Source organism: Promicromonospora thailandica (assembly GCF_024171955.1).
Lineage (GTDB): Bacteria > Actinomycetota > Actinomycetes > Actinomycetales > Cellulomonadaceae > Promicromonospora > Promicromonospora thailandica.
In genome coordinates this window covers 80,058-100,477 of record NZ_JAMTCS010000009.1, presented here as the reverse complement: position 1 = coordinate 100,477, position 20,420 = coordinate 80,058, and the positions used below count along the sequence as shown (strand labels likewise).

At 75.0% G+C, this 20,420-nt stretch carries 20 protein-coding genes; 8 read left to right on the top strand and 12 right to left on the bottom strand.

Going from position 1 to position 20,420, the window contains the following annotated elements; translation table 11 throughout:
• Positions 1 to 15 precede the first annotated feature (15 nt).
• The 3 genes from APR03_RS15395 to APR03_RS15385 all read left to right on the top strand — a co-directional run bounded on the left by APR03_RS15395 (position 16) and on the right by APR03_RS15385 (position 2,308).
• The gene (locus APR03_RS15395) at positions 16 to 1,245 is read left to right on the top strand and encodes a DUF6596 domain-containing protein (protein ID WP_253837001.1); all 1,230 of its coding nucleotides are present in this window, start codon (positions 16 to 18) and stop codon (positions 1,243 to 1,245) included.
• A gap of 62 nt (positions 1,246 to 1,307) precedes the next feature.
• Positions 1,308 to 1,766 carry a GNAT family N-acetyltransferase gene (locus tag APR03_RS15390; RefSeq protein ID WP_253836999.1) on the top strand — a complete coding sequence of 153 codons (459 nt, stop codon included), beginning with the start codon at positions 1,308 to 1,310 and terminating at the stop codon, positions 1,764 to 1,766.
• Positions 1,763 to 2,308, top strand: coding sequence for an O-acetyl-ADP-ribose deacetylase (locus tag APR03_RS15385; protein ID WP_253836997.1), 546 nt, complete (start codon positions 1,763 to 1,765; stop codon positions 2,306 to 2,308). The genes APR03_RS15390 and APR03_RS15385 overlap by 4 nt, the downstream gene beginning before the upstream one ends.
• Here APR03_RS15385 and APR03_RS15380 read toward each other — a convergent pair.
• From APR03_RS15380 to APR03_RS15370, 3 genes are read right to left on the bottom strand one after another with little or no spacing between them, the layout of a single operon-like run.
• On the bottom strand, positions 2,298 to 2,987 hold the full coding sequence (locus APR03_RS15380; RefSeq protein WP_253836995.1) for an HAD hydrolase-like protein: 690 nt from the start codon (positions 2,985 to 2,987) through the stop codon (positions 2,298 to 2,300). The two genes, APR03_RS15385 and APR03_RS15380, sit on opposite strands and share 11 nt — an antisense overlap.
• Before the next feature lie 20 nt (positions 2,988 to 3,007).
• Positions 3,008 to 4,516, bottom strand: a complete 1,509-nt coding sequence (locus APR03_RS15375) for a multicopper oxidase family protein (protein WP_253836994.1) — start codon at positions 4,514 to 4,516, stop codon at positions 3,008 to 3,010.
• Positions 4,513 to 4,929 (bottom strand): hypothetical protein, encoded by a 417-nt coding sequence (locus APR03_RS15370; RefSeq protein WP_253836993.1) that lies wholly within the window; start codon positions 4,927 to 4,929, stop codon positions 4,513 to 4,515. Before APR03_RS15370 ends, APR03_RS15375 begins: the two co-directional genes overlap by 4 nt.
• A 132-nt stretch (positions 4,930 to 5,061) precedes the next feature.
• Here APR03_RS15370 and APR03_RS15365 point away from each other — a divergent pair, with 132 nt between their 5' ends.
• A complete protein-coding gene (locus APR03_RS15365; protein WP_253836992.1) occupies positions 5,062 to 6,252 on the top strand; it encodes a sensor histidine kinase in 1,191 nt (396 codons plus the stop codon).
• On the top strand, positions 6,249 to 6,905 hold the full coding sequence (locus APR03_RS15360; RefSeq protein WP_253836991.1) for a response regulator: 657 nt from the start codon (positions 6,249 to 6,251) through the stop codon (positions 6,903 to 6,905). Before APR03_RS15365 ends, APR03_RS15360 begins: the two co-directional genes overlap by 4 nt.
• A gap of 3 nt (positions 6,906 to 6,908) precedes the next feature.
• Here the strand turns inward: APR03_RS15360 and fgd are convergent, their stop codons facing one another.
• The 4 genes from fgd to APR03_RS15340 form a co-directional block, all read right to left on the bottom strand.
• The gene (fgd, locus tag APR03_RS15355) at positions 6,909 to 7,910 is read right to left on the bottom strand and encodes a glucose-6-phosphate dehydrogenase (coenzyme-F420) (protein ID WP_253836990.1); all 1,002 of its coding nucleotides are present in this window, start codon (positions 7,908 to 7,910) and stop codon (positions 6,909 to 6,911) included.
• An 89-nt stretch (positions 7,911 to 7,999) separates the two neighbouring features.
• The gene (locus APR03_RS15350) at positions 8,000 to 8,953 is read right to left on the bottom strand and encodes a hydroxymethylglutaryl-CoA lyase (RefSeq protein ID WP_253836988.1); all 954 of its coding nucleotides are present in this window, start codon (positions 8,951 to 8,953) and stop codon (positions 8,000 to 8,002) included.
• Positions 8,946 to 10,919, bottom strand: coding sequence for an acetyl/propionyl/methylcrotonyl-CoA carboxylase subunit alpha (locus tag APR03_RS15345; protein ID WP_253836986.1), 1,974 nt, complete (start codon positions 10,917 to 10,919; stop codon positions 8,946 to 8,948). The genes APR03_RS15350 and APR03_RS15345 overlap by 8 nt, the downstream gene beginning before the upstream one ends.
• A 7-nt stretch (positions 10,920 to 10,926) precedes the next feature.
• Entirely contained in the window at positions 10,927 to 12,489 is a 1,563-nt protein-coding gene (locus APR03_RS15340) for an acyl-CoA carboxylase subunit beta (protein WP_253836984.1), read from the bottom strand.
• Positions 12,490 to 12,623: 134 nt separating this feature from the next.
• Here APR03_RS15340 and APR03_RS15335 point away from each other — a divergent pair, with 134 nt between their 5' ends.
• A complete protein-coding gene (locus APR03_RS15335) occupies positions 12,624 to 13,181 on the top strand; it encodes a TetR/AcrR family transcriptional regulator (RefSeq protein ID WP_253836982.1) in 558 nt (185 codons plus the stop codon).
• A 62-nt stretch (positions 13,182 to 13,243) separates the two neighbouring features.
• Here the strand turns inward: APR03_RS15335 and APR03_RS15330 are convergent, their stop codons facing one another.
• Positions 13,244 to 14,419, bottom strand: a complete 1,176-nt coding sequence (locus APR03_RS15330) for an acyl-CoA dehydrogenase family protein (protein ID WP_253836980.1) — start codon at positions 14,417 to 14,419, stop codon at positions 13,244 to 13,246.
• Positions 14,420 to 14,497: 78 nt separating this feature from the next.
• On the opposite strand from APR03_RS15330, the gene APR03_RS15325 reads away from it, so the two are divergent.
• Positions 14,498 to 15,265, top strand: coding sequence for an enoyl-CoA hydratase-related protein (locus tag APR03_RS15325; RefSeq protein WP_253836978.1), 768 nt, complete (start codon positions 14,498 to 14,500; stop codon positions 15,263 to 15,265).
• A 68-nt stretch (positions 15,266 to 15,333) separates the two neighbouring features.
• On the top strand, positions 15,334 to 16,146 hold the full coding sequence (locus tag APR03_RS15320) for a TrmH family RNA methyltransferase (protein ID WP_253836976.1): 813 nt from the start codon (positions 15,334 to 15,336) through the stop codon (positions 16,144 to 16,146).
• A gap of 27 nt (positions 16,147 to 16,173) precedes the next feature.
• Here APR03_RS15320 and APR03_RS15315 read toward each other — a convergent pair whose 3' ends face one another.
• The 4 genes from APR03_RS15315 to APR03_RS15300 form a co-directional block, all read right to left on the bottom strand.
• Positions 16,174 to 17,298 carry a GNAT family N-acetyltransferase gene (locus APR03_RS15315; protein WP_253836974.1) on the bottom strand — a complete coding sequence of 375 codons (1,125 nt, stop codon included), beginning with the start codon at positions 17,296 to 17,298 and terminating at the stop codon, positions 16,174 to 16,176.
• 26 nt (positions 17,299 to 17,324) lie between these two features.
• Positions 17,325 to 18,455: a GNAT family N-acetyltransferase gene (locus APR03_RS15310; RefSeq protein WP_253836972.1), complete on the bottom strand. Its 1,131-nt coding sequence runs from the start codon at positions 18,453 to 18,455 to the stop codon at positions 17,325 to 17,327.
• Positions 18,456 to 18,538: 83 nt separating this feature from the next.
• Positions 18,539 to 19,345 (bottom strand): DUF554 domain-containing protein, encoded by an 807-nt coding sequence (locus APR03_RS15305; RefSeq protein WP_253836970.1) that lies wholly within the window; start codon positions 19,343 to 19,345, stop codon positions 18,539 to 18,541.
• Between the two features lie 293 nt (positions 19,346 to 19,638).
• Positions 19,639 to 20,418 (bottom strand): SDR family NAD(P)-dependent oxidoreductase, encoded by a 780-nt coding sequence (locus tag APR03_RS15300; protein ID WP_253836968.1) that lies wholly within the window; start codon positions 20,416 to 20,418, stop codon positions 19,639 to 19,641.
• Positions 20,419 to 20,420: the final 2 nt, after the last annotated feature.

Below are 20,420 nucleotides of genomic sequence, written 5' to 3'. Positions count from 1 at the left end.
CCTCCGGAACCCGGTGTGCCGATCGATCCCGCGGCGTTCCGCACCGCCTGGCCCCAGGTGGTGCGGTCGCTCGCGGTGACCACGCGCAGCCTCGACCACGGCGAGGAGTTCGCCGCCGAGGCGTTCGCGCGCGCCGCGGCCCAGCCGGACGGCGCGATCACCGACCTGGTGGGCTGGTGCGTCCAGGTGGGCCGCCGGTCCTGGCTCGACGCCCTGCGTCATCAGGCGGTGCTCGCCCGCATCCAGCCCCAGCTCGCCCGGCCGGAGGTGGCTCCCGTGGACGTGTCGCCGGAACCCGGCGAGGACCTCGACGACCGGCTCGCCCTGCTCTTCGTCGCGTGCGACGACGCGATCGCGCCGGGCGCCCAGCTCGTCCTCGCGATGCGCGTGGTCTGCGGACTCACGGTCCGGCAGATCGCGGCGCACCTTGGCATCCCTGAGGCGACCGCGGCGGCCCGCCTCACGCGTGCCAAGGCCACGCTCGCCCGCGCCCGCGGCGAGTTCGCGGTGCCCGACGGCGCGGCCCGGGACGCCCGCCTCCCGATCGTGCTCGCGTGCGTGGCCGGTCTGTTCACCGTGGGCCAGCGCGACGAGCTCCAGCCCGCCGACGCCACCCAGGACCCGGCGCGCGATGCGCTGACGCTCGCGGAGGCGCTGGTCGCCCGCTACCCGGCAGACCCGGAGGTGCTCGGCCTGCGGGCGGTGTGCCGCCTCGGCCTCGCACGGCGTCCGGGCCGAGTACGGGACGGTGTGGCGCTGCCCCTGGACGAGGTGGACCGCACCGCGTGGGACCGGCGCCTGCTGGCGGCCGGCCTGGACGACGCCTCCGCCGCGGTCGCCCGCACCCCCGGGCGGCCGGGCCGGTTCACGCTGGAGGCCGCGATCTCCGGCGTGCACGCCTCTGCGGGCTCGGCCGAGCTGACCGACTGGCAGCGCCTCGCCCAGCTCTACGACGCGCTGCTGGCGGTCTGGCCCTCGCCGGCCGTGCGGGTGGCGCGGCTGGTGGTGCTGGGCCGGCTGGCGCTGACCGGCGATCGCGCACCGGACCTCGACCGGATCGAGCGCGACCTGGAGGGCCTGGTGGCCGACGGCCCGCCGTACGCCGCGCGCGACGCGAGCCTCGCCCTGGCCGACCTCGCCCGCCGCACCGGCCGCACCGAGGAGGCCGCCGGCCGCTACCGGGAGCTCCTGGACGTGGTGCCCGAGGGCCCGCTCCGCGAGTTCTGCCGCCGGTACGCCCCGTGACCCTCTCGCCTGAGTGCTTTGCTCCGGCGGTGCGTGTCAGTGTCCGGTGGTTGACTCCCCCCATGACCGACGAGCCGCCGTTCGAGTTCTCCGCCGACCCTGCCCGCATCGACGCCGCCCGCGTGCACGCGCTCATCTCCCGGCACACCTACTGGGCCGAGGGGCGCCCGCGGCACGTGATGGACGCCGCCATCGCCGGTTCCCGGCCCTACGGCGTCTACCGGCGCGCCACGGGCGAGCAGGTGGGCTTCGCGCGCATCGTGACCGACGGCGCGACCTTCGCCTGGCTCGCGGACGTGATCGTCGACCCGGCCGTGCGCGGTCAGGGCGTCGGCAAGCTCCTCGTGGAGGGCGTCGTGGCCGACGTCGAGCCGCTCGGCCTGCGTCGCACGCTCCTGGCGACCGCGGACGCGCACGGCCTCTACGAGCGGTACGGCTGGCGGCCGGTCGACGACGGGTACCGGTGGATGGAGCGCCCGGGCTCGGGCGCGGGTCCGCAGGACCAGGGGTCGGTCGCATGAGCGGCACCCTGACCGTCGAGGTCGGCGATTTGACCCGCATCGCCGCCGACGCCGTCGTCAACGCCGCCAACTCGACGCTGCTGGGCGGCGGCGGGGTCGACGGCGCGCTGCACGCCGCCGCCGGGCCACGCCTGCTGGAGGCCTGCCGCCGGCTGCGGAAGACGACCCACCCGGACGGGCTCGCGGTCGGCGACGCCGTGGCGACGCCGGCGTTCGACCTGCCCGCCTCGTGGGTGATCCACACGGTGGGGCCGAACCTGCACCGCGGGCAGGACGACCCGGCGCTGCTGGGCTCGTGCTTCACGCGGTCGCTCGACGTGGCCGCCCTGCTCGACGTACGGACCATCGCCTTCCCCGCGGTCAGCGCCGGAGCCTACGGCTGGCCCATGCCCGACGTCGCCCGGATCGCGGTCGCCGCGTGCCGGGCGTGGCTCGCCGGGCACCCGGACGGCAGCCCGCGCGAGGTGCGCTTCGTGGTGCTGGACGAGCGCCCCCGCGCGGTGTTCGAGACCGTGCTGAACGACGGGGGCCTCAGCTCGTGAGCAGCTTGCGCAGCTCACCCGGGGTCCGGGCGATCGCGGCGGCGCCGGCCGCCTCCAGCTCTCCCGGCCCGCCGTAGCCCCACGCCACGCCGACGGTCGGAACGCCGTGGTGGGCGGCGGCGTGCACGTCGTGCTCGCGGTCGCCCACCATGACCACCTGCGTGGCGTCCGCGCCGAGCGCGACGGCGCCGGCCAGCGCGCGCTCGACCACCACCTCCTTGCCCTCCACCTCGGTGAAGGCCTCGGGGTTGGCGCCGTACACGCCGTCGAGCCCGCCGGTCAGGTACGTGTCCAGGCCGAAGTGCTCGACGATCTGCCGGGCGTAGTGCTCCGGCTTCGCGGTCGCGACCAGGAGGGTCAGCCCGGCCTGCCGCAGCTCGGTGAGCGCCTCGGGGATGCCGGGGAACACCGAGTTGTCGAACATGCCGCGCGCCTCGAAGTCCCGGCGGTAGGCGGCGATCGCGGCCGCGGCGTCGGCGCCCGTGAGGCCGACGCCCGCCATGCTCGCCCCCAGCGGCGGACCCACGAAGGTGCGCAGCACGTCGTCGGCGGGGACGGCGAACCCCGCGTCGGCGAAGCCGGTGCGCAGGGACGCGACGATGCCGGGCGCGGAGTCGGTGAGGGTGCCGTCGAGGTCGAGCAGGACGTGCGTGGTGCGGGTGGGGAGAGTGAGGGTCACGCGTCGAGCGTGCCACACCTTCAGTGGTGCCCCGCGTGCCCGTCCACGTCCGTGCCCGCCTCCTGACCCGGCTCCACCACCACGAACTGGCCCATCATCCCCTGGTCCTCGTGCCACAGCATGTGGCAGTGGAACATGTAGGGCACGTCGGGGTCGGTGTAGTCCTCGAACCGCATCAGCAGCCGGTAGGTGCGGTTCGGCTCCAGGTAGACGGTGTCCTTGGGTCCCGCCAGCGCCGGGGGCGGCGGGTCGCCGTCGACCGACAGGATGCGGAACTGGACGTCGTGCACGTGGAAGCTGTGCGGCATCGGGACGGTGCTGCGCACCTCCCACACCTCGGTGGTGCCGACGGTGGCGGTCTCGTCGATGCGGCCCATGTCCATGCGCCGCCCGTTGATCTGGCGGTCGTCGAGCTGGAACGTCCGGGTCACGGTGGCGTCGTCCGCGTGGAGGGCGTCGGCGGCGGCGTGGGCCGACGGCGTCCAGGCCGGCTCGGGCGAGGGCGTCAGCCGGTCAGCGGCCCGCAGCTCGAGCACGTCGAACGCGTCGTTGCCGCCCATCGCGAACGGCACGACGACGCCGCCCAGCTCGGCCTCGAACGAGTGCAGCCGCGTGGTCTCGCCGGGCTCCAGGCGTACCACGACCTCGGCGCGCTCCCCCGGGGCGAGCCGCACGTCGTCGACCTCGACCGGCGCCTCCAGCAGCCCGCCGTCGGTGGCCACGAGGTCCATACGGCGGTCCGGGAAGCCGAGCTGGTAGGTGCGTGCCGTCGACCCGTTGAGCAGCCGCAGCCGGACGCGCTCGCTGGTCACGTCGTGGTAGGCGCCCGTGGCGCCGTTGGTGAGCACGACGTCGCCGAGCGTGCCGGGTTCCGCGCCGCTGTCGTCGAGCTCGAGCGTGCCGTCGTCGTCCAGCACCTTGTCCTGCACGATCACGGGTACGTCGTCGACGCCGTAGTCATGCGGCAGGTCGGCCGCGACCGAGGCGTCGTCGTCCAGGAGGAAGAGGCCCGCGAGGCCGCGGTAGACGTGCTTCTCGGTCTGGCCGTGCGGGTGGGGGTGGTACCAGAGGGTGGCGGCGGGCTGGTCGATGCGCCACGTGGGGCGCCAGGTGCCGCCCGGCTCGACCTCCTGGTGCGGGCCGCCGTCCATCGCGGCGGGCAGGTGCATGCCGTGCCAGTGCACGCTGGTGGGCTCGGGCAGGTCGTTGGTCACCTCGACGGCCACGCGCTCGCCGCGCTCGGCCCGCAGGGTGGGGCCGAGGTAGGGGCCGTCGAAGCCCCACGTCGGGGTCTGCACGCCTGGGACGAGCTCGGAGGTGCCCTCCTGCGCGGTGAGCGAGAAGACCCGCGTGCCGTCCACGACCCGGGAGGGTGCGAGCGGTGGCACCGGCAGCTCGTGCGTGAACTCGACCTCGTCGACGGGGCTCACCGAGCCGGGGACCAGGGCGCAGCCCGCGAGCGCCAGCACCGCCAGTCCCGCGGCGACCCGGACGGGCAGGCCGCGCGGCGGACGCGGCACGCCGCTCATCGCCGGCCGCCCAGCCGCTGCACGCCGGCGGCGACGACGCCCGCGAGGGCGCCCCACAGGCCGTCGACGACCAGGGCCGGGACCAGGGTCCAGGCGGGCGCTCCGGCGGCTCCCGGTCCGCCGAAGCCGCTGAGGGCGGGCACGACGGCGGCGATCAGGGCCGCGACCAGGCCGTAGGCCACGCCGGTGAGCGTCAGGGTGAGCACGGGGCGGGGCACGCGGCCGAGGCCGACCACGCCGATCCACACGGCTGCGGTGACGCCGATGATCAGGAAGGCGCGGGGTGCGCCGGTGCCGAACAGGCCGGTGAGCCCGGTGAGCGGCCAGAGCAGGGAGAGTGCGGCGAGGCCGCCGACGACGCCCCACGGGATCGGGGCGGGCGCCGGACGGGCGGGAGGGTGCTGTGCTGTCATGCCTCGACGGTGCCGCCCGGCACCCGCCGGCCACATCGGCCCTGGATCATCTCCTGGTGTCGCTCCGGGGCGACACCACCCTGACTCCCGCGGGCTGATGCCTCGGGGTCGCGGTGTCCGTAGGGTGTCGGTGTGCCCGAGCAGACCGCCCCACCGGACGCCCGACCGACGAGCGGGGTGGACCCGCGCGTGACCGACGTCGTCCTGGCGATCGCGATGGCGCTCGTGGTCGCGGTGGTCATCGCGGCCGATGCCGACGCGGCCCGCCACGCGGGCCCGGGCGCGTACCTGTTCGCGGCGGGGTTCGGGGCGCTGGTGCTGCTGCGTCGCCGGCTGCCGCGCACGATGGTGGTGGTCACGGTGCTGACGGTGTTCGTCTACTACACGTTCCGGTTCGCGCCCATCGGCATGGCGCTGCCCGCCGTCGCGGCGCTGTACTCGGCGGCGGAGGTGCGGCGCACCGGCTGGGCGGTCGGGGGCGGCGTGGTGCTGGTGGCGGTGGCGACCTACTACCGGGTCACGGGTACCGATGCCGAGGAGTACCTGACGCCGTACGACCTGGTCACGAACATCGCTCTGGTCGCGGCGGCGATCGCGCTGGGGGTCGCGGTGCGGCTGTCCCGGGAGGCCCGCGTGCACGAGGCGCGGGCCGCCGAGCAGCGGCTGCAGGCCGAGCGGCTGCGCATCGCCCGCGACCTGCACGACGTGGTGGGCCACAACCTGTCGGTGATCGCCCTGCACTCGGGGGTGGCGGCCGAGGCCGTGGGCCGGGACGACGACGCGGCGCGGGGCGCGCTGGAGCACGTGCGGGAGGCGACGTCGGGCACGCTGCACGAGCTGCGCTCGACGGTGCGGGTGCTGCGCGGCCCGGTGGGCGGCGCGGCCCCCGACGGCACCGGCGGCGCCGTGCGACCACCGGACGGGACCCACCCCACGGGTCTGGCGGGGGTCGCCGCCCTCGCGGAGCCCGCCCGCGCCGCGGGCCTGGCCGTGGACGTGCGTCTCGACGTGCCCGACGGCGCGCTCGACGGCACCATCGACGCGGCCGCCTACCGCATCGTGCAGGAGGCGCTGACCAACGTGCTGCGGCACGCGTCCGCGACCCGCGTCACGGTGGCGGCCCGCGTGACGGACGGCCGCCTCGCGCTCCGGGTGGCCGACGACGGCAGGGGCGCCGGCGCCCTGGTGCCGGGTTCGGGGATCGCGGGGATGCGCGAGCGGGCCGCGCTGCTCGGCGGCGTCCTGACCACGACGGACGAGCCGGGCGGCGGCTTCGCGGTGCGGGCCGACCTGCCCGCCCGGCTGGAGGGGGGAGCACCGTGATCCGCGTCGTGCTGGTGGACGACCAGGAGCTCGTGCGTGCCGGGCTGCGGGCGCTGGCCGAGAGCGACGGCGACATCGCCGTCGTCGGCGAGGCCGCGGACGGCCGGGCGGGCGTGGCCCGGGTGCGCGAGCTGCGGCCCGACGTGGTGCTCATGGACATCCGCATGCCCGTCCTGGACGGCCTGGCCGCGACGCGGGAGATCGTGGCGGACGACGCCCTGGCGGGCACCCGCGTGCTGGTGCTGACCACGTTCGACGAGGACGAGCACGTGGTCGAGGCCGTCCGCTCGGGTGCCGCGGGCTACCTGCTCAAGGACGTGGCGCCCGCCGAGCTGCGGCGCGCCCTGCGGGTGGTGGCCGCGGGCGACGCGCTGCTCGACCCGGCGGTGACCGCGACCGTGCTGCGCGCCGTCGCCGCGGGTCCGGCGCCGCGGACCGGCGCCGACGGCCGCCTCGCGGTGCTCACCGACCGCGAGCGCGAGGTGCTGCGGGAGCTGGGCCGGGGGCTCACGAACGACGAGATCGCCCGCGAGCTGTACCTCAGCCCGGCCACCGCGCGCACCTACGTGAGCCGGCTGCTGGCCAAGCTCGGCGCGCGGGACCGGGCCGCGCTGGTGATCCTCGCCTACGAGACGGGGCTGGTCACGCCCTGAGGCTCACAGCTCCTTGAGGCGCGGCAGCACGTCCTCGCTGAACTGGGTGAGGAACCGCTCCTGGTCGTGCCCCGGCCCGTGCACCACGAGGTGGTTCAGCCCGGCGTCGACGTAGGGCTTGATCATCGCGACGGCCTCCTCGGGGTCGGACGCGACGATCCAGCGCTTGGCGACCTGCTCGATCGGCAGCTCGTCGGCCAGGCGCTCCATCTCGGTGGCGGAGTGGACGCTGTGCTTCTGCTCGGGCGTGAGCGACAGCGGCGCCCAGAAGCGCGTGTTCTCCAGCGCGGCGTCGGCGTCGCGGTCGTAGGAGATCTTGATCTCGATCATCTTGTCGATGCCGGCGGCGTCGCGCTCCGCCTTCTCGGCGCCCTCGGCGACGGCGGGCAGCAGCTTCTCCGTGTACAGGTCCATGCCCTTGCCGGAGGTGCAGATGAAGCCGTCGCCCGCGCGCCCCGCGTACTTCGCCACGAGCGGCCCGCCGGCCGCGACGTAGACGGGCACCGGGTTCTCGGGCCGGTCGTAGATGTTGGCGCCGACCAGCTCGTAGTAGTCGCCCTTGAAGTCCACGGTGTCCTCGGTCCACAGGGCCCGCATGAGCTGCACGGCCTCGCGCAGGCGCGCGAAGCGCTCCTTGAACTCGGGCCACTCGCGGCCGGAGACGGCGGTCTCGTTGAGCGCCTCGCCCGTGCCGACGCCGAGGATGACCCGGTTCTCGGTGAGCAGCGCCAGGGTGGCGAACTGCTGCGCGATCACCGCGGGGTTGTACCGGAAGGTGGGGGTCAGCACGCTCGTGCCGAGCTGGATGCGCGAGGTGCGTTCACCCGCCGCGGCGAGCCAGGCGAGGGCCGACGGCGCGTGACCTCCCTCGTGCCGCCACGGCAGGAAGTGGTCGGAGACCATCGCGCTGTCCAGTCCCACCTCCTCGGCGCGTACTGCGAGCTCAACCAGCTCGCGCGGCCCGAACTGCTCGGCGGACGCCTTGTAACCGATCTTCAGAGTCACAGCTGTGACCCTACGCTCGTTCGCCCGGGCGCGAACCCCGGCGTCGCGCACGTCACATCGGTGCTGCTCAGCTGCTGCTCACAGCGGAATCAGCGCAGCGCCCGGTACGTGCGGCTGGTCAGCTCGTGGTCCAGGTGCGGCTCCAGCCACGCGCTGGTGGCCACCACGGCCGGCAGCGACACCCCGGTGTCGATGCCGAGCCCGTCGAGCATCCACACCAGGTCTTCCGTGGCGAGGTTGCCAGTGGCCGACTCCGCGTACGGGCAGCCGCCGAGCCCGCCCGCCGACGTGTCGAACGTGGTGACCCCGTGCCGCAGCGCGGCCGACACGTTCGCCAGGGCCTGCCCGTAGGTGTCGTGGGCGTGCAGCGCGAGCACGTCGTCGGGCAGGCCCGCCGCGTTGAGCGCGTCCAGGAGTGCGATGACGTGGCCCGGCGTGCCGACGCCGATCGTGTCCCCGAGCGAGAGCTGGTCGGCGCCCAGGTCCATGAGCCGCCGGCCGGCCGCGACGACCTGCTCGACGGGCACGTGCCCCTCCCACGGGTCGCCGAAGCACATGGACACGTACGCGCGCACGCGCATCCCCGCGGCGCGGGCCCGCGCGACGACCGGCTCGAACATCGCGTACTGCTCGTCCAGCGACCGGTTCAGGTTGCGCCGCGCGAACGTCTCCGTGGCGCTGGCGAACACGGCGACGTGACGCAGCCCCAGCTCCTCGGCACGGTCCAGGCCGCGCTCGTTCGGCACCAGCACGGGCAGGTCGCGGGCGCGGTCGCCGAGCCGGTCCACGAGCGCCCCCAGCACCTCGGCGGCGTCGGCGAGCTGCGGCACCCAGCGCGGGTGCACCAGGCTCGTGGCCTCGACGTACGGCAGCCCGGCGTCGAGCAGGCGCTCGACCAGGCCGACCTTGACCGCGGCCGGGACCACGGCGTCCTCGTTCTGCAGCCCGTCGCGCGGGCCCACCTCGTAGACCGTGACGCGGTCCGGCAGTCCCGGCTCGCGCACCACCTGCGGACCCCTCTGCGCACCGGTCGGTTCAGTCATCGGACGCCTCCACCTCGAAGAGCACCTGCCGCGCCGCCACCTGGTCCCCCGCCGCCGCGCGCACGCGCACCACGCCGTCGGAGGGCGCCGCCAGCGCCAGCTCCATCTTCATCGCCTCCAGCACGCCGAGCGGCTGCCCGGCGGTGACGTGGTCGCCGTCGTGCACCTCGACGCGGGTGAGCGAGCCGGGCATCGCAGCGGCCACGACGCCGTCGGACAGGTCGGCGCGCGCGGGGCGCGCCGCGCCCGGGCGCACGAAGCGGACGGTGTGCCCGCGCGTGGTGACGTCCACGGACCACTGCCGCACGTCGAGGTCGAACCACGCCGTGGTGCCGTCGACCTCCAGCAGGCATCCGCCGACGAGGCGGCCCGCGCCGCCGGGGAGCGGCCCGGCCGCCCGGACCCGGACCGGAGGCTCGCCGTCGCGCCGCACCTCGCCGCGGGCGAGGCTGACGCGGAGCACCTCCTCGTCGAGCTCGACCCAGGTGTCGGCGGGCGGGCCGGCCGGCCGCCAGCCGTCGCCCCCCGCGCGGGCCGCCGCGGCGGCCACGCCCCACGCCGCGGCCGCGAGCGCCGTGCCGGGGTCCGGCGGGGTCAGAGGATGCGTGTCGAGCCAGGCGGTGTGCACCTCGCCGTCGCGGAACGCGGCGGAGTCCGCGAGCGCCCGCACGAACCCGGTGTTGGTGACGAGCCCGGCGACCACGGTCGCGTCGAGGGCGTCGACCAGGGCGTGCCGGGCGGTCTCGCGGTCGGGGCCGCGCGTGATGATCTTGCCGACCATGGGGTCGTAGGCGGCGGGGACGACGGTGCCGTCCTCGAGGCCCGCCTCGACGCGGGCGTGCTCGGGCCAGCGCACGCGGCCGGCGGTGCCGGCCTGGGGCAGGAACCCGCCGAAGGCGTCCTCGGCGTAGAGACGGGCCTCGATCGCGTGGCCGACGACGGCGACGTCGTCCTGCGTGAAGCCGAGCTCCAGGCCGGCCGCGACGCGCAGCTGCTGCTCGACGAGGTCGAGGCGCTCGCCGCGCACGGTGACGACCTCCTCGGTGACGGGGTGCTCCACCTGCAGGCGGGTGTTCATCTCGAGGAACCAGGCGCCGACGTCACGGCGGGCTTCGTCGGCCCGCGGCGCCGCGGCGTCCTCGACGAGGAACTCGACGGTGCCGACCCCCGTGTACCCGACCTCGCGGGCCAGGTTCACGGCCCAGGTGTGGAGCCAGCCGCGCAGCGTGGGGTCGAGGTCGGGCGCGGGGGCCTCCTCGAGCACCTTCTGGTGGCGGCGCTGGGCGGAGCAGTCGCGCTCGTGCAGGTGCAGCACGGTGCCGTGCTCGTCGGCGAGCACCTGCACCTCGATGTGCCTGCCGCGCTCGACGAAACGTTCGAGCAGCACGGTGCCGTCCCCGAACGCCGCGGCCGCCTCGCGCTGGGCGGCGGCGACGGCGGGGGCGAGCTCGTCCTCGGTGCGCACCACGCGCATGCCCTTGCCGCCGCCGCCCGCCGCGGCCTTGACCAGCAGCGGGTAGGGCGCGTCCCCGGGCCGGGCGAACCAGCCGTCGCGGACGACACCGATCGAGTCCAGCATCGGGACGCCCGCGCGCTCGGCGACCTCGCGGGCCGCGTCCTTGCGCGCCATCGCGTCCATCGCCGCGGGCGGCGGGCCCACCCACGTGAGCCCGGCGCCGACGACGGCGCGCGCGAAGTCGGCCTGCTCGGACAAGAACCCGTAGCCGGGGTGCACGGCATCGGCGCCGGACTCCTTGGCGGCGGCCAGCAGGGCGGGCACGGACAGGTAGGACTCGGCGGGCGGCGTCGGGCCGAGCCGGACGGCGACGTCGGCGGCCCGGGTGTGCGGCGCGCCGGCGTCGGCGTCGGAGTAGACGGCGACGGTGCGCAGGCCGAGGCGGCGGGCGGTGCGGACGATCCGCAGGGCGATCTCGCCGCGGTTGGCGACCAGGAGGGTTCGGATCACGGGTGCCTCACATCCGGAAGATGCCGTAGGACGGCGCGGCGATCGGGGCGGCGGCGGTCGCGGCCAGGCTGAGCGCGAGCACGCGGCGGGTGTCGGCGGGGTCGATCACGCCGTCGTCCCAGAGCCGGGCGGTGGCGTAGTACGGGTTGCCCTGCGCCTCGTACTGGGCACGGATCGGTGCCTTGAACGCCTCGACGTCCTCGGGTGCGAGGTCCTTGCGCACCGTGGCCAGCACCGAGGCGGCCTGCTCCCCGCCCATGACGGAGATGCGCGCGTTCGGCCACATCCACAGGAACCGCGGGTCGTAGGCACGGCCGCTCATGCCGTAGTTGCCGGCGCCGAACGAGCCGCCCAGCACCACGGTGAACCGGGGCACCGAGGTGCAGGCCACGGCGGTCACGAGCTTGGCGCCGTCCTTGGCGATGCCGCGGTGCTCGTACTCCTTGCCCACCATGAACCCGGCGATGTTCTGCAGGAACACCAGCGGGATGCGGCGCTGGTCGCAGAGCTGCACGAAGTGGGCGCCCTTGAGCGCCGACTCGGAGAACAGGATGCCGTTGTTCGCCACGATGCCCACCTGGTAGCCGTCGATGCGCGCGAACCCGCACACGAGCGTCTCGCCGTACCGGGCCTTGAACTCGGTGAACCTCGACCCGTCGACGATGCGGCCGATCACGTCCCGCACGTCGTAGGGCGTGCGGGTGTCGGCAGGCACGTCGTAGAGCCCGTCGGGGTCCAGCTCGGGCTCCTCGGGCGCCACCCGGTCCAGCACCGGCGTCGGCGCGGGGGTGGTCGCGATGATCTCGCGCACGATGCGCAGGGCGTGCGCGTCGTCGTCGGCCAGGTGGTCCGCGACGCCCGAGGTGGTCGTGTGCACGACGCCGCCGCCCAGCTCCTCCGCCGTGACCACCTCGCCCGTGGCGGCCTGCACCAGGGGCGGGCCGCCGAGGAAGATGGTGCCCTGGTCGCGCACGATGACGGCCTCGTCGCTCATGGCCGGCACGTACGCGCCACCCGCCGTGCACGAGCCCATGACGGCCGCGACCTGCGGGATGCCGCGCGCCGACAGGTTCGCCTGGTTGTAGAAGATGCGGCCGAAGTGCTCGCGGTCGGGGAACACCTCGTCCTGCATGGGCAGGTAGGCGCCGCCGGAGTCCACGAGGTACACGCACGGCAGGTGGTTCTCGGCGGCGACCTGCTGGGCGCGCAGGTGCTTCTTGACCGTCATCGGGTAGTACGTGCCGCCCTTGACCGTGGCGTCGTTGGCGACCACCACGCACTCGCGGCCCGCGATGCGGCCGATCCCCGTGACGATGCCCGCGCTGGGCACGGCCCACTCGTCCCCGTACATGTCGTACGCGGCCAGCGCGCCGATCTCCAGGAAGGGTGAACCGGGGTCCAGCAGCCGGTCCACGCGGTCGCGTGCGAGCAGCTTGCCGCGCGCCGTGTGCTTCTCCCGGGCGGCGGCCGAGCCGCCCTCCCGCACCCGTGCCGTGCGCTCGCGGAGCTGCGCGGTCAGGCCGCGCAGGTCGGCCCGCTGATCCGTTCCCACACCCGTGTCGGTGGCCATGTGCGGCAGCATATCCCTCCCGGTTAACGCTCGTTAACCCGTTGCGTCGACCCCTTGCGTCGACCCACCGCGGCGGACGCCGGGTGGTGGACACGACCGGCCACCCTCCGGCCGACCTCCCTAGACTGCTCCACGTGACCCCGCGCAGGCAGCAGATCCTGGACACGGCCGCCGACCTGTTCGCGGCACGCGGCTTCCACGGCGTGTCCATGGGCGACATCGGTGCGGCCGTCGGCATCTCCGGCCCGGCGCTCTACAAGCACTTCGCGAGCAAGGAGGACATCCTCGGGCAGTGCCTCCTGCACGCCTCGGACCAGCTCCTCGCGGGCGCCCGCGAGCTGCTGTCGGGAGCGGCGTCGCCGCAGGCCGCGCTGCACGCCCTCGTGGCGCGCCACGCCGACTTCGCGCTCGACAACCCCGCGCTCATCGTCGTCCAGGAGCGCGAGTGGGACGCGCTCGGCACCGAGGCGCGCGCCCAGGTGCGCAAGCACCAGCTCGCCTACATCGACGTCTGGACCGACGCGCTGCGCCCCCTGCGCCCGGACCTCGGCGCCACGGAGGCCCGCGCGGCGGTCCAGGCCGCCTTCGGCCTGCTGAACTCGACGCCGCACAGCGCCCGTATCAACCGCGCGACGATGCACGCCCTGCTGACGACGATGGCGAACCAGGCCCTGTCCGCTCCAGCTCGCTGAGTGCGGGATCTTCGCCCTTTTTCGGGCCCCAGGGGGGCGAAGATCCCGCACTCGGCGAGGGGCTACTCCACCGGGAGGCCCAGGCCTCTCGCGATGAGCATGCGCTGCAGCTCCGAGGTGCCCTCGCCGATCTCCAGGACCTTCGCGTCCCGGTAGAAGCGCGCGATCGGGCCGTCCTCCATGACGCCGTAGCCGCCGAAGACCTGCGCCGCGATGCGCGTGGCCGTCACGGCGGACTCGGTCGCGTAGAGCTTGGCCACCGACGACGCGCGCCGGAACTCGTCCAGCGGGGCGCCGGTGTCCTTGAGCATGGCCGCCCGGTAGGTGAGCGCCCGGCTCGCCTGCAGCATGACCTCGAGGTCGGCGATCTGGAACGCGACACCCTGCTTGCGGCCGATCGGCCCGCCGAACGTGGGGCGCACGCCCGCGTGCTCCACGGTGAGCTCGAGCATCGCCTGGATGCAGCCCGTCGCGAGCGCCGCCACGGCCACGCGCCCGGTGTTCAGGCAGGTCATGAGCTGCTTGAACCCGTTGCCGCGCACGCCCAGCAGGTTCGCCTCGGGCACGCGCACGTCCTCGAAGCGCAGCGGGTGGGTGTCGCACGCGCGCCAGCTCATCTTGTCGTGCAGGGGTTCGACGACGTACCCCGGCGTGTCGGTCGGCACGATGATGGCACTGAGCTCCGGGCTGCCGTCCGCCGCGGTACCGGTGCGCGCCGCGACCGTGCAGACGCTGGTGATCGGCGTGCCCGAGTTGGTGATGAACTGCTTGGCGCCGTTGACGACCCACTGGCCGTCGACGAGCTCCGCCGTGGTGGCCATGGCGTTGGCGTCGCTGCCAGCGCCGGGTTCGGTGAGGCCGAACGCGCCGAGCGCGCGGCCCGCCACGAGGTCCGGCAGCCAGGTCTCCTTCTGCTCCTGCGTGCCGTAGGCCAGGAGCGTGCCGACGCCGAGACCCACGCCGGCGGCGAGCGTGATGCCGACGGACTGGTCCACGCGGCCGATCTCCTCGACGGCGATGCTGAGCCCGGTGAGCCCGAGGTCGGACCCGCCGAATTCCTCCGGGGCGGTCAGGCCGAACAGGCCCAGCTCCCCCATCTGGTGCACCACGTCCACGGGCAGGCGGCTCTGCCGGTCCCAGGAGGCGATGTGGGGCGCGATCTCGCGGTCGGCGAAGTCTCGGACCGCGTCCCGGAGCTTGGTGTGCTCCGGGTTCTCTGGTGGATGCATGTTGCGCATGCCACAGAGGTTAACCACCATTAACCCCACGGCGCCATACCCACGCGCGACCTACGCCCGACCGGAGGAATTCTTCCCATGCCCACCCAGACCCTCGTCGCCTACGAGGTCGCCACGGTCACCCCGCCCGACGGCGAGCCGACGCCCTACGCGCGCCTCACGCTCGACGGCCCCCGGCGCAACGCGCTCTCCGGTGCCCTGCTCGACCAGCTCGAGGCCGCCCTGGACCGCGCGGCGCACGACGACGTGCACGCCGTGCTGCTCGCCGCCGCCGGCCCGGCGTTCTGCTCGGGGGCCGACCTCACCGAGGCGCTCGACGTCGGCATGGAGTCGTCCGCCCGGCGCCTGGCCGAGGTGCTGCGCGCGATCCTCGCCACACCTCTGCCCGTCGTCGCGCGCGTGCACGGGCCGGTGCGGGCCGGCGGCATCGGCCTCGTGGCGGCGTGCGACGTCGCGATCAGCGCCGACACCATCGGCTACGCGTTCACCGAGGCCCGGCTCGCGCTCGCGCCCGCGGTCATCTCGCTCGCGGTGCTGCCCCGGATGACACCCCGCGCGGCGTCGCGCACCTTCCTCACCGGGGCGCCGTTCACCGCCGCCGAGGCGGCCGCGCACGGCCTGGTCACGGACGCGGTGCCCCCGGAGACGCTCGACGACGCGGTCGACGCCGTGCTCGCCGACCTCGCCGCGGCGCACCCGCAGGGGCTGGCGGCCACCAAGGCCCTGCTCAACACCGACCTGCTCGACCGCTTCGACGCGCACGTGGACGACGTCGTCGCCGCCTCGGCCGGGCTGTTCGCCTCGGAACCGGCCCGCACGGCGATGCAACGCCTGCTGCGCCGCTGAGCGCGGGCAGGGCGGGGCGGCCGGGCGGCGCGCGGCGGCCCGGCGGGCCCGGATGGTTGGATGGGTCCGTGGCCACCCGGATCTCCCAGCGCAACGCCCGCTTCCAGCAGCTCCAGACCCTGCTCACCAACCGCAACAAGCGGCACCGCGCCGGCGAGTTCCTGGTGCAGGGCGTGCGGCCGGTCACCATGGCGGTGGAGCACGGCTGGGAGGTCCGCGCCCTGCTGTACGACGGCGAGCGCCGGCTCTCGCAGTGGGCCCGGGACCTGCTCGCGGCGCACCCGGACGTGGAGCACGTGCGGATGGCCCCCGACCTGCTGGCCGAGCTCGCCGAGAAGGACGAGGCGGAGCTGCTCGCCGTGGTGGCGATGCGGCCGGACGACCTGGACCGCATCGAGACCGGCCCCGACTTCCTGGGCGTCGTGTTCGACCGGCCCTCCCAGCCCGGCAACATCGGCGCGGTGGTGCGGTCCGCGGACGCGTTCGGCGCGCACGGCGTGATCACCACGGGGCACGCGGCCGACGCCTACGACCCCAAGGCGGTGCGCGCCACGACCGGGTCGTTCTTCGCGACGCCGGTGGTGCGGGCGCCGTCCACGGCCGAGGTCATGGCCTGGGTCGAGCGGCGCCGGGCCGCGGGCGTGCCCGTCGTGGTCGCCGCGACGGACGAGCACGGGGACGCGGAGGTGTCCGCGTTCGACCTCACGCAGCCGGTGCTGCTGCTGGTCGGCAGCGAGACCGCGGGCCTGACCCGGGCGTGGCTGGACGCCGCCGACGTGACCCTGAGCATCCCGATGACCGGCTCGGCCAGCTCGCTCAACGCGGCCAACGCCGCGACGGTGGTGCTGTACGAGGCCCGGCGCCAGCGCCTGGCGCGCTGACCCCGGGCCGGGTGCGGAGCGGACCGGCTACAGCTCGATGGAGAGCATCCGCGAGCTGCTCTGGCGCACGTAGCCCAGGCTCGCGTACAGGCCGTGGGCGCCGCTCGGGTTGGCGGTGTCGACGTCGAGCGCCGCGTACTGCATGCCGTCGGCCGCGAACGCCCGCATGCCCGCGGCGAGCGCCGCCAGCGCGATCTTGCGGCCCCGGTAGGCGCGCCGCGCGCCGAGCACGTCGGTGTACCCGAACGAGTACCCGCGCACCGCGAAGTCGTCGGGGTACCGGCCGGCGAGCTGGTAGCCCACGACGAACGGCTCGCCGGCGCGCAGCGCGGCCGCGGTGTCGTCGTCGGTGTCGGGCGAGGCGAGCAGCGTGTCGACGTCGGGCGCGTCGTCGACCACGACGAACGACCACTCGGGGGCGAAGCCCGCGCGCTGCGCCCACTGCTGCGGGGCCTGGGGCTGGCTGCCCCAGTGGTCGCGGAACGCGTCGTTGTGCGCGAGGCGGGTGGCCTCGTCGAGGTCGGGCGACCAGGGCACCAGGCGCAGCGGGCCGGACAGCTCGACCTCGGGCACGGGTGCGGCGTCGGGGCCGGTCAGCGGGCGGGCGAGGTCGGTGTAGTAGCGCCGCGGTGTCAGGCCGGCGCGCTCGTAGAGGCGCAGGGTGGCCGCGGGCGCGTTGTCCTCGGCGAAGACGGCGATCCGGCCGGGCACGTCCTTGCCCGAGGCCGCGAGCTTCTGCCGCGCCCGCCCGATCGCCCAGGCGAGCAGCTCGCGGCCGATGCCCTCGCCGCGCCGGTCGGGGTGCACGCCGCCCCAGGTGAAGGCCCGCACCTGGGAGACGTCGCCGGGCGGGGCGTCGACGTGCGCCCAGGCGACGAGCGCGCCGTCGTCGGCCGGGGACGTGGAGAAGCCGAGCAGCGAGTCGGCGGACATGTCGCGCCAGTCGGCGTCGAACAGCTCCTCCAGCTCCTCCAGGGTCGCGAGGAACGGCTCGCCGTCGGCGCGGGAGATGTGGTGGCGCAGCAGCAGCCAGGCGGGCACGTCGTCGCGGGCGGCGGGCCGCCAGGACAGGCCGCCCGCCGTGGGCAGGACCAGGGTCGCGGGCGCGGCGGCGCGCTCCGCGATGGGGGCGAGGTGGGTCTCGGCGGTCATGGTGCTCCCTCGTGCGGACCGGTGGGTCAGAGCTCGATCGTGTACAGCGTCGAGCCGTCGTTCTTGGTGTAGCCCAGCCGGGCGTAGAGCCCGGTCGCGCCGGTGGGGTTGGCGGTGTCGACGTCGAGCTCGGCCTTCTGCATGCCGTCGGCGGCGTACACGCGCATGGCGTGCGTGAGCAGGGCGGCCGCGACGCGGCGGCCGCGGTAGGCGCGGCGTACACCCAGCAGGCCCGTGTAGCCGGCGGTGTAGCCCTGGGTCTCCCAGTCGTGCTCGTAGCGCTCGGCCCGGTGCAGGCCGACGACGTAGGGCGTGCCCGGCGGGACCGACTCGTCGCCCGGGAGCTCGGTCGCCGACCCGGGGTAGTCCACCGAGTCGTCGACCACGACGAACGACCACTGCGGGGCGAACATGCTGCGGTACGCGCGCCACGACTCCGGGGTGCGCGGCTGGCTGCCCCAGTGGTCGCGGAACGCGTCGTTGCGGGCCAGGCGGACGGCGTCCTCCAGCGCGTCGGACCACGGCACGATCCGCAGCGGCGGCTCCACGCCGATCGCCGGGATCGGCTCGGCGAGGTCGCGCACGAGGTTGGCGTAGAAGCGGATGGGCGTGAACCCCGCCGCGCGCGCCAGCTCGACACGCTCGGCCGGGTCGGAGTCCTCGAGGTGCAGGGCGATGCGCCCGGGCAGGGCCGCCAGCCGGTCGTCCGTGCCCGACGCCGCGAGCACCTGCCGCGCGCGGCCGACCGCCCACGCGAGCAGCTCGGTCCCGATGCCCTCACCACGCCGCCCGGGGTGCACGCCGCCGCCGAGCTCGGCGCGCAGCGTGTCGACGCCGTCCGTGGCGGACCGCTCGACGTAGGCGTGCGCGACCAGTGCGCCGTCGGCGTCCAGGCCGACGAGCGTGTCGGTGGCGGGGTCGCCGTGCGGGGCGGCGAGCAGCTCGGCCACCTCCTCCGGAGACATGAACCAGTCGCGGCCGTCCGCCTCCTCGACGGTGCGCATGAGCGCGGCGAGGGCCGGGACGTCGTCGCGCGTCCAGGCGCGCCAGGTCAGGCCGCCCGCCGTCGGGACGGGCGGCGCGGCGGGCGCGGCGGCCCGCACCGCGATGGGTGCGGCGGCGGGCGCGGGCTCGGGGACGGCGCGGAGGGTGCTCATGCCGTCCACGCTAGGCTCACGGCCCCGCGGCGGCCACGGGATTTCGGGACCTCACCCGATGCGTTCCCGGCCCGGGGGTGGGGTCAGCGCAGCACGATCACGAGCTGCGTCAGCAGGGGTGCTACGACGAGCGCGGGCAGCAGGTCGCCCACGGGGATCTGCTTGATGCGCAGCAGCCGCAGCGCGATCCCCACCAGCATCAGGCCGCCCGCGGCCGTCAGCGCGGCGATGTGCGCGTCCGGCAGCACGGACCCGAGCACCACGCCGGCCAGCGTCACCAGGCCCTGGACAACGGCGACCGACACCGCCGACAGCAGCACCCCCACGCCGAACGACGACGCGAACGCGAGCGCCGCGAACCCGTCGAGCACGGACTTGAGCAGGAGCTGGTCGATGCCGCGGCCGAGCCCGTCCGACAGCGAGCCGAGGATCGCGAGCGGGCCCACGCAGAACAGCAGCGATGCGGTGAGCCAGCCCTCGATGAACCGCTCGCGGGCGGACGCGTCGTCGGCGTCCGGGACGTCCTGCGCCGGGTCCTTCACTCCGGGCGCCGCCCGGCCGCGGCGGGCGAACCACGCCTGGATGGTGCCGGCGAGCCCTTCGAGGCGGTCCTCGATACGCAGCAGCGAGCCGAGGATGCCGCCGATCAGCAGCGACCCGAGCACGATGAGCACGGGCGCGCCGGAGCCGGTGGCCGCGACGAACGCGGCGTCGGTGACGGACATCGCTGACAGCGCTGCCACCAGGAGCGTCACGAGACCGAGGATGTCCGTGACGACGGCGTGGGTGCGCTGGGGCAGCCGGTGCCCCACGGCCATGCCGAGCAGCGAGCCGACGACGATGGTCCCGACGTTGACGAGAGTTCCCAGGCCGGGGAAGTCGACGTTCACGCCGGGAGCCTACTGCGCCGCCGGCGCTGCCCACGGGGCGTGCCCACGCTTCGGTCGCTCGCGGCATCCCTCCGTCGCAGTTCGGTCGGTTGCCTCGAGATCGGTCCCCCGATGGACCGATCTCGGGGCAACCGACCGACCTGACGGCGCGCGACTGGGCAACCGACCGAACTCACGGTGCGCGACTGGGCAACCGACCGAACTCACGGTGCGCGACTGGGCAACCGACCGAACTCACAGCGCGCCACCGGGCAACCGACCGATCTCAGGGGCGCAGCCCAGCTCGTGGCCGGTCAGTGCACCGAGAAGCCGCCGTCCACGAACAGCGAGTGCCCCGTGACGTACGCCGAGGAGGCGCTCGCCAGGAACACGGCGGCCCCGGCGAAGTCCTCGGGCAGACCGTTGCGGCCCACCGTGGTGCGCGCGGCCAGGGCGGCGACACGCTCGGTGTCGTCCTGGAGGCGCTGGTTCAGCGGGGTGAGCACGAAACCCGGCACGAGGGTGTTGGCGGTGACGCCGCGCGCCGACCACGCCTCGGACTGCGACCGGGCCAGCGACTCGAGGCCGCCCTTGGAGACGCCGTACACGCCGCTGTCGACGAACGACCGGTGCGCCTGCTGCGAGGAGATGTGGATGAGCCGCCCGAACCCCCGCGCGGCCATGCCGGGGGCGAACCGCTGACCCAGCAGGAAGGGGGCCTCCAGGTTCACGGTGAGGGTGAGGTCCCAGGTGGCCTCGTCGACGTCGCCCAGGTGCGGCCGCAGGTTGATGCCGGCGCTGTTGACGAGGATGTCCGGCTCCCCCGCCGCGGCGACGACACCGTCGGCGGCCGCGTGGATGCCTGCGCGGGTGGAGAGGTCGGCGACCACCGTCGAGACGTCACAGCCCTGCTCCCGCAGGCCGGAGGCGACCGACTCCAGCCGGTCGGCGCCGCGGGCCACGAGCACGGTGTGCGCCCCGGCCTGCGCGAGGGCCTCGGCGATGGCGCGGCCGATGCCGGAGCTGCCGCCGGTCACCACGGCGGTGCGGCCCGACAGGGAGAACAGGGAGGCCAGGTAGTCGTACGTCGTCATGC